We start from the raw sequence: 15,817 nt of genomic DNA, 5'->3' as shown, positions 1-15,817 counted from the left end.
TTAGTCGCGGTCCTGTTATTGTATGTTTTCGTTCCCAGCTTACGGCTGTACACAGCAAGAGCTATGCTAAGGCTAGGTGGCATTTTCCTATTATCGCTTGGACTGATGAGCATAGGCTCACCCTCTTTACTAGGCCACGCCCCTACTTATGTTCTACTCGGTGACTCACTTACGCTAATTGAAGGGGGTATTTTATCAATCGTACTTAGCGTCGAGCTTTCTGCTCAAAGATCTAGGTTCATAAGTAGAAGTTTTGGCTACGTGCTGTCGCTATTTACTACTCCACGCAAAAAGCTGGCATATGCTCAGAGCACAAACAGAGCTAGCCGGTATCCGACCTTAGCAAGACCTTTGTTAAACGTTAACGAGAACTTAGCAGTTCCAATGTATAAACAACTCGTCAGAGGATATGCCATTCCAAGAAATACGCCAGTTTGAAAATAAAAGAATTTTCCCAAAGGGTACCCCAAGTACTACATGCAAATTCAAAAAAAGACCTCCGTTATTGGAGGTCTTTTTGCGCTGGTTAGGCGTATCGGTTTCTCATTCTGTAGGCAAGGTGTCGGAACTCCCGCCTCATTGGATCACTTTTTTCTAGTAACTCTGTTTCCAGCTCAGCTGAGGTGTTTGTAAAAGTATCTTCCCTAGGCTCATTTGGGCTATAAAGATACGCTTGGTGATGATCTTTTGAGTGCTTTTGGTGTTTGTTCTTTATTGCTGAATATGTTCGTGACATATTACCCCTCCTATTATTAGCTTACAGAACAAAGCCTGGCAGTTTCGTTAGCACCCTCCCTTCCAATAATGTGCGTAAAATTGTTGCTTGCTAACTCTAGGATAACGCTATTGTTTAGAGGTGTATGTGCGCAGTGTCACAGCCGTAAATTGCACCGAGGTATATAATGACCTTATGGGCACACATTTACAGGCCGGTATGCCGACTAAAGAAACCAGGGACGAAAGCATAATTGCCCATTTTAGTTATGGCAAGCTTATGCACTTCAAGAGAGAAGAAACGATTGTCAATGGTCTTGAGGAACCCGAGGGCATCTATCTTATTAAAAAAGGATTTGTTAAAGCGTACTCAGTATCACATGCTGGTCATGGAAATCTGCTGTTAATTCATTCGGTTGGTGAATTTATACCATTACCTTGGGCTTTGGATGGTGCACACACGACGGGATTATTTTATGAAGCGATGGATGACGTAACCGTACTAAGAGCCTCTAAAGACAAGCTACGAACTGCTATGGGCAATAATAGCTGGCTCTCCCAGGAGATATTAAAGCAAGCGGTCAATATAATTACTGCTTACACTCAGCGGATACAAGCTCTGGAATTTCGTTCGGCTCGCGGCAGAATTATTGCACAGCTACTCTTCCTAGCTGAAAGGTTTGGTGAGGTACACGGTAAAGCTGTAGTCATTAACGCACCAATAACTCACCAGGACATTGCAGATTCCATAAACATGAACCGAGAGACAGCAAGTAGGTCCTTGGAGCTGCTTTTCGATGAAGGTTTAATGTCTCAAGACGAACACCTTCTCACGATACTGGATTTACGAAAGTTACAAACAGCGCTTAAGTAATACTAGGAAGTCATGCCGCTGGTCACATGCCTTGTTACCGCGAAGTTACATTGAAGATATACTAGGGCAAAAATCGTCACACTAGGTAACAGATGTATTAGCACTCTTGACATGTGAGTGCCAAACTGTGTACAATGTAAAATACACTAGCACTCTATATAGGTTACTGCTAAAAAGAAAGGGTAGACAACATGAGTAAAATTATCGGAATTGACCTAGGCACAACAAATAGCGCCATGGCAGTTATGCAGTCTGGCAAGCCAGAAATTATTGCAAATAGCGAAGGAAACCGCACAACGCCGTCAGTTGTAGCGGTCAATAAAAAGGGTGAGCGTCTTGTTGGACAAATTGCTCGTCGCCAGCAGGTGACAAACCCTAAGGACACAATTTATGAAGTAAAGCGTCTGATAGGCCGCAACTGGAGCGACAAAGAAGTTCAGCGCGATCTCAAACTTATGGGGTACGAAATAGTCAAAAGCGGTAATAGTACCAAGGTAAAAATGGCAGGTAAAGAATATAGCCCAGAGGAAGTAAGCGCTATGATTCTTGGCAAACTTAAAGCCGATGCCGAAGCGTTTTTGGGTGAGCCAGTCACCGAAGCAGTCATCACTGTGCCTGCATATTTTGACGATTCACAGCGCCACGCTACCAAAGACGCTGGTAAAATTGCCGGTTTGGAAGTCAAGCGCATTATCAACGAGCCAACCGCGGCTGCGCTTGCCTACGGCCTAGATAAAAAGAAAGCCGACGAAAAAATAGTGGTCTACGACCTCGGCGGCGGTACATTTGACGTTTCTGTTCTTGAGCTTGGCGATGGTGTGTTTGAAGTAAAATCAACCAACGGTGACACACACCTTGGAAAAACTGACTTTGACCGAGTCATCATCAACTACTTTGCGGACGAGTTTAAAAAAGAGCAAGGCATTGATATCCGCGAAGACAATGCTGCTATGCAGCGCTTGCGTGACGAGGCCGAAAAGGCCAAAATTGAGCTCTCCACAGCTCAAGAAGTCGACGTCAACCTGCCATTCTTGACAGCCGATGCCGATGGCCCAAAGCACTTTGAGCACAAACTGACTCGTGCGAAACTGGAGGATCTTGTCGGTGAACTTATAGACAAAACCGCCATACCTTGTGAAAAGGCACTTAAAGATGCCGGACTCAAATCTAGCGATATCGACAATGTTGTTCTTGTGGGTGGCATGACCCGCATGCCAGCGGTCGTTGAAAAAGTAAAGCAGATTTTTAATAAAGAACCCATGAAGGGCGTCAATCCAGACGAGGTAGTCGCTATTGGTGCGGCTATACAGGGCGGTGTGCTTCAGGGTGACGTCAAAGACGTGCTTCTACTCGATGTGACTCCGCTGAGCCTTGGCATAGAGACCATGGGCGGCGTTATGACACGTTTGATCGAGCGAAACACTACCATTCCGACTAGCAAATCCGAAGTTTTCTCGACCGCAGCGGACAACCAACCACAGGTGGAGGTTCATGTACTGCAGGGTGAGCGAGAAATGTCTGAAGGCAATAAGTCACTTGGCCGTTTTATTTTGGACGGCATCCCGCCAGCGCCCCGCGGTATCCCACAAATTGAAGTTACCTTTAATATCGATGCAAACGGTATATTAAATGTTACCGCCAAAGACAAGGGCAGTGGCAAAGAGCAAAACATAACCATCCAGGGCAGTGGCAGCTTAGACAAAGACGAAGTCGAGCAAATGGCCAGAGAAGCCGAAGCTCATGCCGAAGAAGATAAAGCCAAGAAAGAAGCTGTAGAGGCACGAAACCATCTTGACACTTCTGTTTACCAAGCCGAGAAGCTTAAGAGCGAAGAAAAGGTTAGCGAAGACGACAAAAAAATCATCGATGAAGCCGTCGAAAAAGCCAAAAAAGTTGTGGCTGACGAAAAGGCCGACAAAGAAGCGTTAGAGGCAGCCACCAAAGAGCTCAACGATGTTCTTATGCCCATCGGCGCCAAAATGTATGAAGCTGCTGCCAAAGAAGCTGAGGCACAGGCTCCAGGTGAAACCGCGTCTGAGGAAACTTCAAATGGGAAGAAAAAGGGCAAAAAAGACGACGGCCCTATAGAAGGCGAAGTCGTCAACGAAAAAGATGAAAAATAAACCCCAGGGGGCGCCATTGGCGCTCCTTTTTTAATACCAGTGGTACATATTAATTATCGAATGCAGTACTGGGCGCTTAGTCAGCGGAGAAATTAAAGCATTGCCACTGACCAAATAAACTGGCAGGGGAGGTTAGTGCCGTCGCACACACTTGGCACTCTAGACTTTTGAGTGCTAAAAGCGTACAATTTATCTGATGTCAAAACGAGATTATTATGAAGTGCTAGGAGTCGGCAAAGACGCCTCAGCAGACGAAATAAAGAAAGCTTTCCGCCGGAAGGCAGTCGAACTGCACCCAGATAAACAGGGTGGCGATGAAGCTAAGTTTAAAGAAGTCAACGAAGCGTATGAGGTGCTCAAAGACCAAAGCAAACGCCAGCGCTATGACCAATTTGGCCACGCTGGCGTCGGCGGCGCGAGTGGTGGCGGCGCCGGCGGTAGCCCATTTGGCGGCTACGGTGGCGAATGGAATGGCCAGAATGTTAACTTCGACTTTGGCGATCTTGGCCTTGGCGACATATTTGGAAGTTTTTTTGGTGGGGGAGCAAGCCAGCGAGGTCATCGCCAGGCGAGGGGAAACGACATAGAAACGCGCGTCGAGATTAGTTTTGAGCAGGCTATCTTTGGTACGGAGGAAGAGTTACGACTCAACCTTGAAGACACATGTAGTCACTGCAAAGGCACAACGGCAGAACCTGGTTACGAGCTAAAAACCTGTGCGACATGTCAGGGAAGCGGCCAAGTTGTGCAGGCCGTGCGAACCATATTCGGCAACATCCAGCAGGCGGCAATTTGTCCGACCTGCCACGGCAAGGGTAAGATTCCCGAAAAAGTCTGTAGCGTTTGTCATGGCAAAGGCACCGAACGCCAAACGCAAACAGTGGAGCTCAAAATTCCAGCCGGTATAGATGACGGCGCAACCATACGACTGCGTGAACATGGTGAAGCTGTCGCAAATGGTTCAAAAGGTGACATGTATGTTCACATACGCGTCAAGGCGCACAAACGCTTCACGCGGGAAGGCGATCTTATACTCAGCGACGAGCATATTAGTATGGTCGACGCGGCACTTGGGACAGAAATTGAAGTTGAAACTGTCGATGGCATGGTGCGTATGAAAGTTCCCGAGGGTACGCAAAGTGGCACCGACTTTAAGTTGTCTGGTCACGGGGTACCGCACCTGCGTTCAGATACCCGCGGCGCCCACATAGTCACCATCATTGTCGACACACCAACCAAACTCAGCCGCGAACAGGTACAGCTACTCGAGCAATTTCAATCCGTTCCAAAGAAACGCGGCATATTCTAACCTTCACTTTTTTCGAAAAACACGCGATAATACAACTAAATGCCTAAGCTTAAGCACAATCAGCACGGCCTCATCACATTGGAGCTCCTCTTATTAATTGTTCTTGGCTTAGTCATCTATCTCATATACAAAAAAGTCCAAAGCGCCCAATAATAGTTGCTTATCTAACAGGGTGAAATCGATGCTATACTATGACAATGGCAAATAGCATCACCAGACAGCTGCTACTGGATGAAGCCAGCAAACGTGGCTGGCGTGTAGAAATAATCGGCATGAAAGCACGGCTTTGCAGGATTACTACGGACACAGGTAAGACAGAAATATTTAGTGGTTCCCGGCCTTTGCGTAGTTCGGCAAACGGCCGATTAATTTCTGTTTTCAAAGATCTTACTCTCGAATTTGTGGAGTCTCTAGGCTATAGCGTGCCGGCGTATGCAACCATTGATACTTTAGAAGATGCTGAGAGGTTTATGTCAAAGTATGAGCGCGTGGTAGTAAAACCTATTGATGGCTCTCAAAGCAAAGGTGTTAGTGTCGGTATTACTTCAATCGACCGGCTAATCGAAGCAGTTGGCACGGCAAAAGAATTCAGCCCCTCGGGGCGAGCTATCGCTCAAAACCAGATAGAAGGGAAGTTGTATCGCATATTTGTGCTTAATGGCACAGTTCCTGTAGTGACTGAGCGACGAGCGGCGCAGGTTATTGGGGACGGTGTCTCAACAATCGAACAATTAGTCGTACGTCTAAATGCCGACCCAAGACGTGGTGACGGGTCAGATACCCCGCTAAAGAAAGTAAAGGGTCCGGCAGTAGAAAGATATCTAGGGGGTGAGGCACTTAGCCGAGTTCCACTTGAGCACGAAACAGTCCGGATATCAGACATTGAGAGTGTGAGTGCAGGGGGTGAGGCGGCAAATGTCACGGAAAAAGTCAATCAGGCATGGATTGATACGGCGTGTCATATAACAAGTCAGATGGGGTTATTTGTTGCTGGGTTTGATATTATATGTGCCGATATTACGAAACCACCTGAGGGTAACTACGTTCCGTTACTTGAAATAAATAGCTCACCGGGATTTAAAATTCACGAATACCCATCAGAAGGTTTGCCCGTTCATCTTGCTCCCCTCATGTTCGACAATTTGTTATAGGTACAATGATATAGCATATAAAACACAAAAGTGCTATAATAAATTAATTCTCGGTTTGCGCATTTCGTATTACACTAACAAAGGACTAATCACGTATGGTTAAACACAAGCTTGCAATCGATTATAATGTCAACCAGCCTATTGGTGTTATCAGCGCTGATCCGTACAACTTTTTGGTGTTAGATAGACTTTTTGATGACTTTCAGATAGTCACGCCACGGAAACAAGATTGGTTGAAAGATATACCGCTTAGAGGCCGAACCGTTTCTATGAATCTGAAGAACGCATTTCTCGGAGAGAATATCAGCAAGTATGTCATTGTAAAGAAATTTGTTGAAATGTTTAAGGCTGATCCACGACGCAAATACCCTCTTTATTCACCGCTTGATCCTCCATACAAGATAAACCCGCTTGCTTTTTTGATGAACTCGCCCACGATTGCTCATGCCTATGAAAACAAGCGATATTTCCGTGATGAATTTGCCGATTTGATTCGTATTCCCGACTACGAGATTAAATACATGAACGAGCTGGATAGAGCAGCTTCGTATCGAGATTTACGAGATCGATTTGCAGGAGCATTTATGCTTCAAGACGAAGAGTCATCTGGGTCGAAAGGGACATACGCAATTCATAACGAGAACGACTACGTCGATGCAGTTAAATCTTTGAAAAAGTTTTCCCAAGGAAGAACTGTAGTGGCTTCGCAGTTTATACACGGTGAAATCTCGAGTATACAGGTTTGCATTACAAAATACGGTATTTTTAGCGGCGGTATACAACGTCAACTAGTCGATAGTAAATATCTGTGTAATACAAAAATCGAGGGTGTGACGCGCTGGTGTGGCGGTGAAATTGGTGCTGATTATCCCGATATCGTCCAGCACCGGGCTCAGGAAATCGCCTCAGTCATCGGTTCGGAGCTCTCCAGCCATGGCTATAAAGGAGTGTTTGGGGTCGACCTCATAGTTACGCCTGATGATGAGGTCTATGCGATAGAAATTAACGCCCGCTTAACTGGTTACTCGCATATTATTAGTGATATGCAGATGATGAACGACAAGATACCTTTCATGCTACTGCATGTACTGGAGCTAGGTAATTTTCGCTATGAAGTAACTGGCAACGATGCTCTACCAAGTGCTGCTCGTTACAAAAAGCCCGGCTCATTATTAATCCTAAATAATCAGTCTGACGAAGATATAATTCTAAAAAAACATATCAGGCCAGGAGTCTACAAGCTAGTAGGAAATAGGGTTGAATTTGTCAAGGAAGGTTATTCTCTCAAGGATGCCAGAGCCGAAGACACCATGCTAATCTTTTGTCGCCATAACGAAGGCGAAATTATTGGAAAGGGTAAAAGAATCTTAAAAATAATGAAGCTCGGAAAAACTATCGCGAAGGGTGACCTAAATCTTAAAACACAGCAACTAGTCCAGGCTATAAAAGAGACATTCGAATTGCCAGGGTGACATAAATAAGTATGGGTGGATTAGCTATAAAAAAAAGAGATACCGCGCTAGTTTTAGCCTTCGCATTGCTCGTATTTGGTATAGTTCTGAAAATGCAAAATCATTCTTCGGTCACTCTTAATCATGGCAATTATTCATACAATCTCGAGAAGGCAGTTAGCCCAGCTTTGAGAGAAAAGGGGCTAGGGGATCGTAAAAATTTAGCAAAAGGCAAGGGTATGTTGTTCGTGTTTGAGACTCCCGAAAAGGTTTGTTTTTGGATGAAGGATATGAAATTTAGTATTGATATCATATGGCTCGATGCGCAAAAACGAGTGACACATATTGAGCAGGCAGTTTCTCCTAGCACGTACCCGCAGAGCTATTGTCCGGATCAACCGGCGAAATATGTCATAGAGCTCAATACTGGCGAAGCCGCCCGCAGCGGCATTCACACCGGCCAAACCCTTTCTTTCTAGCCAATAGTAATTCTATTCATATCTACATTTTTGTCCCAGTTGGGACAGATGTGTAAAAGTATTGTAGTATTGGACTCCGAACGAGCCAATATGGTTATGGTATAGTTGAGCATATGGAGTTTGCCATTCTTGCTTGTCTTGTAGTGTTACCACCGTTGGCGACAGTGTTGCTGCGCTCCAACGGAATGCTAGTTTTTTTAAGCATTTGTATGGGGAGCATGTTAGCAACCTATGTCGCGGGAGATGTCACTAGCGTAATAGCTGGCGCAAGCAAATCTAATGCACTCGTTACTATGCAGTGGACGCAGCTGGGGTTACTCATGCTTCCTGTACCGCTCGTACTCTATTTCAGCCGAAAAAAGCTAAAGGGGTTGAAACTATTTCTTGGGGCGATTGCCGCCGCGGCCGGTGGCGGGCTTTTGGCGCTTATTGCAGTCCCGTACATGTCGGTCACGCAGCAGACTGCAATAAAATCTACTCAGCTTTGGCACGAGCTCAATAATCTTGAGACGTCTTTTGTAATTGCAGGAGCGACAATAACCATCCTGCATCTTTTCATGACGCGCTGGAAACCCGACGGAGACAAAAAGAAGCACAAGTAGCAGCTACTTGTTGACTTGAAAAATACGGTCGCCTGTAGCGAAGAAATTGACTATTTGCTGTGCAGCGGCGCGACCTGAGTTTTCATTTGCTTCAGCAGTTTCGGCGCCCATTTTCTTAGGTGTTGCATAGACGCGTCCGGGAAAACTTACCACGAGCGTTTCGTAACTGTCGGGCATGACATCAGCTACGTAAATGAGGTCGGGGCGCTCAGTGAGGACTTTTTGTAATCCCACCTCGTCCACAACTTCTTTTCGTGCCGTGTTTAGTAGCGTTGCGCCCTGGGGCATTCGTGAAATCAAGTCATAACCTACCGAAGCAATTGTGTCGGGTAGGGCAGGGATGTGGAGCGAAACGTAGTCGCTGGCTTCGTACAATGCCTGCAGCGAATCAACCGGTTCGACTTCAAATTCGCGCATTATCTCATTGCCCACATATGGGTCATAAGCGTAGACTTTCATACCAATACCTCGTGCGTGTGAGGCGACCAACTTGCCGACATTGCCAAATGCATGCAAACCAAGTGAACGCCCTCGAAGTTCTGTGCCTGTCCCGGGTGAAAATAGGTTTCGGGCACTATAAATCATAAGACCGATAGCGAGTTCTGCTACGGCATTGCTGTTTTGACCCGGCGTGTTCATGACGACAATGTTTGCTTTTGAGCATGCGGTAAGGTCGATATTGTCGTAACCTGCTCCAGCGCGGACGATTATTTTTAGCTTTGGAGCCGCTTCCACAAGTTCAGCATTAACGAGGTCGCTTCTGACAATTAGTGCCTCTGCATTTTTTATGGCTTTCACAAAGTCAGTTTGTGCTTTGTAGTTTTCCAGCACGGTCAGTTTGTGCCCAGCGTCGGTCATGATTTTTCTTATAGCTGCTACAGCCGCTTTTGAGAACGGTTTTTGGGTGGCGAGTAAGACATTCATGAATTTTCCTCCTCAAAAAGTTTCATACAATCCACCAGTTCTTGAACGCTTTCAAGCGGCAGAGCGTTGTACATGCTGGCACGGAAACCTCCTACTGAACGGTGACCTTTCAGTCCAATAATGCCGCGCTTCTCCACAAAGTCGAGAAATGCTTGCTCCTTGGCTTCATTGCCACTACTCATGACAAAACAGGCGTTCATAAGCGAGCGATCCTCGGGTACAACTGTGCCAGTGAAGAGATGATTCCGATCAACTTCTTCATAAAGTAGTTTGGCACGAGCTTCTGCGCGTTTTTGCATTTCGACGACGCCACCTTCGGCTTTGACCCAGCGAAGTACCTCACGGACAGTAAAAATGCTGGCAACTGGTGGAGTGTTGTAGAGTGAGCTGTGTTCAACGTGCGTGCGGTAGTCGAGCATCGTCGGTATTCGCCGCTCGACTTTCCCAAGGGCGTCTTCCCGTATAATCACAAAAGACACACCGGCAGGACCCATATTTTTCTGGCATCCACCGTATATAAGAGTGTACCTACTAACATCTAGAGGTCGGCTCAAAATATCGGACGACATATCGGCCACAAGCGGAACGGGGCTGACTAAGTCGGTTCGAAGTTGGCTGCCAAAAATAGTGTTGTTTGTGGTTATATGAAAATAATCAGCATCCGGTGGAATGACGTAATCCTTTGGAATGTAGGTGAAATTTTTATCTTTTGACGATGCGACAACCTCTACCGCGCCAAAATGCTCGGCTTCGGCAATTGCTTTCTTAGCCCAAGCGCCTGTTTCGAGGTAGGCCGCTTTTATGTTTAGAAGATTATATGGAACTACGACGAACTGGGTGCTGGCTCCACCGCCCAGAAAAAGCGTCCGGTAGCCACTAGGTACCTGTAAGAGCTCGTGCAGAAGCTCTTCGGCCTCAGCGGCTATTTTTTCAAATGCTGCGCTCCGATGAGAAACTTCGAGTAGTGACAACCCGCTTCCATCTAGTTCCAATACCGCCTTGGCTGTATTTTTGACCGCCACATCTGGCAGAACCGCCGGTCCCGCCCCGAAGTTGTGTACCTTCATTTTCTATCTCCCCCTTTGTCTTTATGGTACGCCCAATATCAACCAACCGTCAAATGCTGGGGATAAAACACAACAAACTAAAAGCTATTCCATAAAAATTGGTTGGTGACTTCGTGGTGGTGTATGATTTCCTCTGATTTTATGCGAGTACCGAGCTCAAGCGCGCTGCGGTTGGCTACAGCTTGTTTGGGCGCAAGGTATTTTTGCTTTGTCGTTTCGCCGAGAAGCTTTGAGGTGTAGTCGCTAGTTTTATATAAACGAATGGCGTCATGAATGGTGTCGGGAAGTACACGGACGCGCGGCCGCTTACTACTGTCGGCGCGGGGCGGCTTGCCGTCTAGCCCTGTTTTGAGCAAAGTAAAGGCGACCAAGTAAGGGTTGGCGTCGGGGGCAACAGAGCGAATTTCAATTCGCGCCGTTTTCTCGTTAGCAAACGGTATACGAATCATGGAGCTGCGGTCGTTGGCTGAAGCTTTGATTTGATTCGGCGCTTCGTAAGCCGGGTCAAGCCGACGGTAGGCATTGACGCTCGAGTTTAGTACGAGGCAAACATCGGCGGCGCGGTGCAGTATGTTGCCCACAAAATCCCAGCCAAGTTTCGACAATCCGCTCTCGCCGTTGGCATCGTAGAATAAGTTTGTGCCGTTTTTGGCCAGTGACAAATTGGTGTGCATGCCGTTTCCGTTGACCCCTTGGATAGGTTTGGGCAGGAAAGTAGCGGTCATGCCCATGTTCATAGCTATTTGTCGGCAGACGAGTTTGTATAGCTGTGCCTGGTCGCAAGCTCGGACGATGTCTGTATAGCGGTAGTTTATCTCAAACTGTGAAGGTGCAACTTCTGGGTGATCTTTTTCGTTGCCAAAACCCATGGCTCGCTGTGCTTCGGCTGTCGCGTCTATAAAACGTCGTAGTTCATCGAGCGGTAGCGAGTGAAAATACCCGCCGGTTGAAACCAGCGTGAAGCCTTTGCGCCCATCGTAGTGCTGCTCGGCATCGACGCCTTGCAGTAGAAAACCTTCAATTTCCGGCGCCATGTGTGCGTCAAGGCCTTCTTTTTTCTTGAGCTCGGTTGCGTAAGTTTGTAGTTGAGCGCGGAAGTCTGTAGCGTACGGTTCGAGTGCTCGGTCGCAGATATTTGCAAAAATGATCACCTTACCAGCGCCAAAAATATCTGCCGGTACAAACGTAAGGCTAGTCCAGTCCACTTGTAAGCGAAGGTCAGATTCACTTTGCTCGCTCAGGCCACGCACAGACGAGCCGTCAAACGTGAGGTTGTCGAGCGAACTTAAGAAAAATTTGCGGTCATAATCTAGCATGTGTAGTCGACCCTCAATGTCGCTGAAACATAGCGTCACGGCTTTGAGCTGTTTGGTTTCTTCCAAATAGGCCACATGTTTTATGCGGGCTTCGGTAGGGTCGGTAATTGCTCGGGCAGCCAAGTTCATTTCCTCGATTGTTTCGTAGTCTAGCTCTAGAAAGTTTTTCAGTTTAACATTTTCATCCATAGTGCCTCCTTTATATATTAAACAGTATACATTTAAATATAAAATAATGACAAACTAGCGTAAATATTTATATAAAATGGTTAATTATTAAAAACAGAGACAATAGTCTTTTTATGCAAGCCGTTGACTTTTTTACCAAAATATAGATAATGTAAGGAGTTAATTTCCCTCTCTGCCACTCGGTACCCTGAAGGAAAAAAGCAGGTCAGCTCGTTTTTTGCACCCCAGCAAAAAGGCGGCTTCAAGCCGACTGACCGATGAGAAAAGCCGTAGGTTTGTCTCATTAGGGGCCCATAGCTCAGTCGGTAGAGCAGAGGCCTTTTAAGCCTCGTGTCGTGAGTTCGAGTCTCACTGGGCCCTCCAATTTGACCTTACAATGACCCTAGTAGGAAAGTCTGAACCAAAGAGCCAAGTAACGGCTCTTTTTGTTTGCTACTGACTAAATTTATGGTCGTAGTCTGTTATACCGCAGTCAATCACTGCTTCACGAGGATCGCCTGGTGGAGTACACCTTCCTGCTGGAACACAATTATTCTGTGCCCTGTCAGCCGCAGTACATTTATCAGAATTTTGTCCTACGAAATAGTAAGCTAAGCCAAAAATTAAAATAGCTATTAAAAGTCCAAACAAAACAATTTTCTGCTTCTTTTTCATATTTTAAGTATATCAGCAATGTATATACTCTTACTCAATTTAGTTGCAATAGTTTGCACCTTGCTCCTCCAAATCAATTATGCTTAAAACAGAGGTAATTTGCCTCTGTTTTTGTTATTATTTTTAGTATGGTTAGGAAAACCAAGAGTATAGACAAGGTACTGATACTTCTCCTGATTGTACTTTGTCTGGGAGGATTATCCGGTGGGATACCCTTTATTTTGAAGCCCGACGGGTCAGCTCTCGGTATGACAACAGATTTGCTTGTACACTCTCCTGTCAGTAACTACTTTTGGCCTGGCATTTTTTTGCTTCTTAGCATGAGCTTGTGGCCAATCATAAATATATGGGGAGTTGCGTGTGGGAAATCGTGGGCGAGTACCTCTATACGCTTACTAGGGATAATGACCATGGGTTGGATAATATATGAAACGGCTACAATTAGAACATTTAGCTTATTGCAGCCAACAATATTTATTCTTGGGCTAGTCATATTAATTGGGGGAGTGAGGAGAAACAGTATTGATGCTACGCAATAAGCAGATAGTAAAAGGCTTAGTTATATTTATCGAGCTAATGGTTGTTGCGTATATAGTTACTGCTGATATTGCTGTCGCCACTTTGTTACTGCTATTTTTGGTTTTTGTCTCGTTGCGTACTCGGAAACAAAAATTTTCGTTACTGCGACTTCGTAAATTCAAAAATTTTAAGACGGATATCCCAAAAATATTTGCTTTGACGGTTGCTTGGACTGCCTTTACTCTTGGTGTTGTGGCTCCTGTGCTAAGTCATCTTTTTGGGTTACAACAAGATACCGCAGCTTATGCCAGCCTAGAGGGTAACGTACCGCAGATGCTTGGGCTTCTGGCTCTGACATGGACTCTAGTAGTATTTGGAGAAGAGATTATATACCGTAGTTTTATACCGCTCAGAGTTAGCGAGCTTTTTTCGACCTATCGTCGCAAGTATTTACTTGCTTTGCTATTATCATCAGTACTTTTCGGACTTGCACACTCAGAGCTAGGATGGGCGGGAATGATAATCGCTTTTTCTAATGGTATCTATTATAGTCTCGTAAAACATTATTTTGACGACAATTTGTGGGCATCTGTTTTAAGCCACGGGTTTAGTAATACAATTGGTATCGTTGGGTTTTTCCTTATCGGTCCAGTCTCGTCATTCTGGTAGGCCAAAATAGTTGCGAGGCCGATGGTATGCATTTGTTCTTTCCGCTTAGATTTAAGAGTATACTTCTAAAATGAACATAAAGAATTTACAGCTGGCGAAAAACATATCGTGGGGGCTAGCATCAATAACAATGTTTTTATTGATACTAGGTAATAAGCAAAATAATTTTCTCAATGCTGCCACTTTTGTCCTAATAATTATGGGAACAGTTTTTTCTTATCTCCAAGACAAAAAGGCTTAAACAAGTCTTGAGTAACCTCGACCTTTTATTATAGTTGCAACAGCGATGCTTATGTCCCTGCACTGAGCCAAGAAATGACCAGTTAGTAACGTATGAAATAAAGAGCAAGCAGTGGCTCTTACTGTATTATTGGACTATGAAAACTGCAATGACCCACCTACGTGAAGCGCTTGAGGCAGTGTGGAAGCCTGATACTGCATATTTACAAGTTGAAGAAAAAGGTAATCCGGCGCTCGGTCAATGCTATCCTACTTCACGTGTTGTCCAATTATTCTTTCCAGAACTAGAAATCGTTGAAGGGCAAGTCTGGACTGGTAAATCTATGGAAAAGCACTTTTGGAACGTACTGATAGTTAACGGCGAAGAATACCACATTGATTTTACATGGCAGCAGTTTTCACTTGGTTCATCAGTGAAAAGCTACAAAATCAGAAACCGTGAAACATTAGGCGATGGAGAAGAAACAATGAAGAGAGTTGACCTACTTCATAGTCGTGTCAAAGAGTATCTTGCCAGCAAATAACCGTAGGGTTTGCTCTTAGTATAGTTACAGTAGTTTGCACCTGGCTCCTGAGGTCTCGTAAAATCAGCCCTTCAGGTGGTTTTATGCGTCAACCAGGTAAACTTGGCAATTGTTGCAATAATCATTCATGGTGACCATACTCATAAGCAGTATGCATAGCAATAATCAGATAAAAAAGCTGCGGCGATTCCTGCTAATAAAAGAAATAATTATGTACGGGCTGGTCGGCTTGAGTTTTGTGTTTTTGGCACTGGAGCATTTTGAGCAGCTGAACCACGAGCAACTCATAGTGATAGAGTTTTTTGAAGTGGGTGTAGCGTTGATATTTTTGGCAGAATTCGTTTTTGAATGGTACTTTGCGCGCGACCGAGCGAGGTACTTGCGGCACAACTGGTTCTATTTAATTGCTGCTGTGCCGGTTCCCACCACATCTTTTGAGATCCTAAGAGGCGTTCGGCTGCTACGGCTTTTTAAGCTCCTGAAAATATTTGCTCACATGCGCTACGAACACAACACCCGCCTGTTCGAATAAAACGTTCATGGTTAGTCGAAACACCGGTGATACGCTGTGTATGGCAAAAATGGACAGCTTAGTTTTGACATGAAAAAAATTAGATTTGTGTCGCCAAAAAGCGCCGAAGTACCGGGTACGATAAAGGTAAGTGGCTACGGTAAACTTGCTGTGTATAGGGGTGATGTTCTGGAAGTATCGGGCAAACTGTATCCGACACGTGGCGGCAAACAGGCAACCATTAGCTACGCACAGATAAAACGCATTGCCAGTGAACAGAACTGGATCGATAATTTTCGTCGAGGATTCGTGGCCGGTATGCAACAGCTCTGCCTGAACCGGCGACATCATTTGGTCTTGGCCTGGTCATAGGCCAGCGCAACACGTTGCCAAGTGCTATCAGTCAAGCATTTCTGATGGTTGGACTGACGCACATTATTGCGGTCAGCGGTTATAATCTTACTATTTTTTGCTAAATGGGGCAAAACGAGTGTTTGAAAA

16 protein-coding genes and 1 tRNA gene are annotated in these 15,817 nt (G+C 45.4%); 13 read left to right on the top strand and 4 right to left on the bottom strand.

The features are described 5' to 3' along the window. Positions 1-910 precede the first annotated feature (910 nt). The 7 genes from IPL85_01420 (at position 911) to IPL85_01390 (ending at position 8,703) form a co-directional block, all read left to right on the top strand. Positions 911-1,588, top strand: coding sequence for a Crp/Fnr family transcriptional regulator (locus tag IPL85_01420; protein QQS20098.1), 678 nt, complete (start codon positions 911-913; stop codon positions 1,586-1,588). A 191-nt stretch (positions 1,589-1,779) separates the two neighbouring features. After that, positions 1,780-3,711 (top strand): molecular chaperone DnaK, encoded by a 1,932-nt coding sequence (dnaK, locus tag IPL85_01415; GenBank protein QQS20097.1) that lies wholly within the window; start codon positions 1,780-1,782, stop codon positions 3,709-3,711. Between the two features lie 196 nt (positions 3,712-3,907). After that, positions 3,908-5,020, top strand: coding sequence for a molecular chaperone DnaJ (gene dnaJ, locus IPL85_01410; GenBank protein QQS20096.1), 1,113 nt, complete (start codon positions 3,908-3,910; stop codon positions 5,018-5,020). Between the two features lie 197 nt (positions 5,021-5,217). Beyond that, positions 5,218-6,171, top strand: coding sequence for a hypothetical protein (locus IPL85_01405; GenBank protein QQS20095.1), 954 nt, complete (start codon positions 5,218-5,220; stop codon positions 6,169-6,171). Positions 6,172-6,266: 95 nt separating this feature from the next. Further along, positions 6,267-7,643 (top strand): ATP-grasp domain-containing protein, encoded by a 1,377-nt coding sequence (locus IPL85_01400; protein ID QQS20094.1) that lies wholly within the window; start codon positions 6,267-6,269, stop codon positions 7,641-7,643. A gap of 92 nt (positions 7,644-7,735) precedes the next feature. Next, the gene (locus tag IPL85_01395; protein QQS20093.1) at positions 7,736-8,101 is read left to right on the top strand and encodes a DUF192 domain-containing protein; all 366 of its coding nucleotides are present in this window, start codon (positions 7,736-7,738) and stop codon (positions 8,099-8,101) included. Between the two features lie 113 nt (positions 8,102-8,214). Further along, positions 8,215-8,703: a hypothetical protein gene (locus IPL85_01390; protein QQS20092.1), complete on the top strand. Its 489-nt coding sequence runs from the start codon at positions 8,215-8,217 to the stop codon at positions 8,701-8,703. A 3-nt stretch (positions 8,704-8,706) separates the two neighbouring features. On the opposite strand, the gene IPL85_01385 is transcribed toward IPL85_01390, so the two are convergent. From IPL85_01385 to IPL85_01375, 3 genes are all read right to left on the bottom strand, one after another. Continuing rightward, positions 8,707-9,627: a 3-phosphoglycerate dehydrogenase gene (locus IPL85_01385; GenBank protein QQS20091.1), complete on the bottom strand. Its 921-nt coding sequence runs from the start codon at positions 9,625-9,627 to the stop codon at positions 8,707-8,709. Next, entirely contained in the window at positions 9,624-10,694 is a 1,071-nt protein-coding gene (gene serC, locus IPL85_01380) for a 3-phosphoserine/phosphohydroxythreonine transaminase (protein ID QQS20090.1), read from the bottom strand. Before serC ends, IPL85_01385 begins: the two co-directional genes overlap by 4 nt. 77 nt (positions 10,695-10,771) lie before the next feature. Beyond that, positions 10,772-12,199 (bottom strand): glutamine synthetase, encoded by a 1,428-nt coding sequence (locus IPL85_01375; protein ID QQS20089.1) that lies wholly within the window; start codon positions 12,197-12,199, stop codon positions 10,772-10,774. Between the two features lie 287 nt (positions 12,200-12,486). Here IPL85_01375 and IPL85_01370 point away from each other — a divergent pair. Next, positions 12,487-12,562, top strand: a tRNA-Lys gene (locus tag IPL85_01370). A 69-nt stretch (positions 12,563-12,631) separates the two neighbouring features. On the opposite strand, the gene IPL85_01365 is transcribed toward IPL85_01370, so the two are convergent. Beyond that, positions 12,632-12,853: a hypothetical protein gene (locus IPL85_01365; protein ID QQS20088.1), complete on the bottom strand. Its 222-nt coding sequence runs from the start codon at positions 12,851-12,853 to the stop codon at positions 12,632-12,634. 522 nt (positions 12,854-13,375) lie between these two features. On the opposite strand from IPL85_01365, the gene IPL85_01360 reads away from it, so the two are divergent. The 5 genes from IPL85_01360 to IPL85_01340 all read left to right on the top strand — a co-directional run bounded on the left by IPL85_01360 (position 13,376) and on the right by IPL85_01340 (position 15,792). Further along, positions 13,376-14,041, top strand: a complete 666-nt coding sequence (locus tag IPL85_01360; GenBank protein QQS20087.1) for a CPBP family intramembrane metalloprotease — start codon at positions 13,376-13,378, stop codon at positions 14,039-14,041. 377 nt (positions 14,042-14,418) lie between these two features. After that, positions 14,419-14,805, top strand: a complete 387-nt coding sequence (locus IPL85_01355) for a hypothetical protein (protein ID QQS20086.1) — start codon at positions 14,419-14,421, stop codon at positions 14,803-14,805. 151 nt (positions 14,806-14,956) lie between these two features. Next, entirely contained in the window at positions 14,957-15,337 is a 381-nt protein-coding gene (locus IPL85_01350) for an ion transporter (GenBank protein ID QQS20085.1), read from the top strand. A gap of 69 nt (positions 15,338-15,406) precedes the next feature. Next, a complete protein-coding gene (locus tag IPL85_01345) occupies positions 15,407-15,688 on the top strand; it encodes a hypothetical protein (GenBank protein QQS20084.1) in 282 nt (93 codons plus the stop codon). A 14-nt stretch (positions 15,689-15,702) separates the two neighbouring features. After that, the gene (locus IPL85_01340; GenBank protein ID QQS20083.1) at positions 15,703-15,792 is read left to right on the top strand and encodes a hypothetical protein; all 90 of its coding nucleotides are present in this window, start codon (positions 15,703-15,705) and stop codon (positions 15,790-15,792) included. The last annotated feature ends 25 nt before the right edge of the window (positions 15,793-15,817 follow it).

This window comes from Candidatus Saccharibacteria bacterium, from assembly GCA_016699955.1.
Lineage (GTDB): Bacteria > Patescibacteriota > Saccharimonadia > Saccharimonadales > UBA4665 > JAGXIT01.
This window is presented reverse-complemented; position numbering and strand designations above follow the sequence as displayed.

Bases quoted from the DNA above. Each gene is read 5' to 3' on its own strand.
- IPL85_01355 (QQS20086.1), top strand. From the start codon at position 14,419: ATGAAAACTGCAATGACCCACCTACGTGAAGCGCTTGAGGCAGTGTGG.
- IPL85_01345 (QQS20084.1), top strand. From the start codon at position 15,407: ATGAAAAAAATTAGATTTGTGTCGCCAAAAAGCGCCGAAGTACCGGGT.
- IPL85_01420 (QQS20098.1), top strand. From the start codon at position 911: ATGGGCACACATTTACAGGCCGGTATGCCGACTAAAGAAACCAGGGAC.
- serC (QQS20090.1), bottom strand. From the start codon at position 10,694: ATGAAGGTACACAACTTCGGGGCGGGACCGGCGGTTCTGCCAGATGTG.
- IPL85_01405 (QQS20095.1), top strand. From the start codon at position 5,218: ATGGCAAATAGCATCACCAGACAGCTGCTACTGGATGAAGCCAGCAAA.
- IPL85_01350 (QQS20085.1), top strand. From the start codon at position 14,957: ATGCATAGCAATAATCAGATAAAAAAGCTGCGGCGATTCCTGCTAATA.
- dnaJ (QQS20096.1), top strand. From the start codon at position 3,908: ATGTCAAAACGAGATTATTATGAAGTGCTAGGAGTCGGCAAAGACGCC.
- IPL85_01385 (QQS20091.1), bottom strand. From the start codon at position 9,627: ATGAATGTCTTACTCGCCACCCAAAAACCGTTCTCAAAAGCGGCTGTA.
- IPL85_01390 (QQS20092.1), top strand. From the start codon at position 8,215: ATGGAGTTTGCCATTCTTGCTTGTCTTGTAGTGTTACCACCGTTGGCG.
- IPL85_01400 (QQS20094.1), top strand. From the start codon at position 6,267: ATGGTTAAACACAAGCTTGCAATCGATTATAATGTCAACCAGCCTATT.
- dnaK (QQS20097.1), top strand. From the start codon at position 1,780: ATGAGTAAAATTATCGGAATTGACCTAGGCACAACAAATAGCGCCATG.
- IPL85_01395 (QQS20093.1), top strand. From the start codon at position 7,736: ATGCAAAATCATTCTTCGGTCACTCTTAATCATGGCAATTATTCATAC.
- IPL85_01365 (QQS20088.1), bottom strand. From the start codon at position 12,853: ATGAAAAAGAAGCAGAAAATTGTTTTGTTTGGACTTTTAATAGCTATT.
- IPL85_01375 (QQS20089.1), bottom strand. From the start codon at position 12,199: ATGGATGAAAATGTTAAACTGAAAAACTTTCTAGAGCTAGACTACGAA.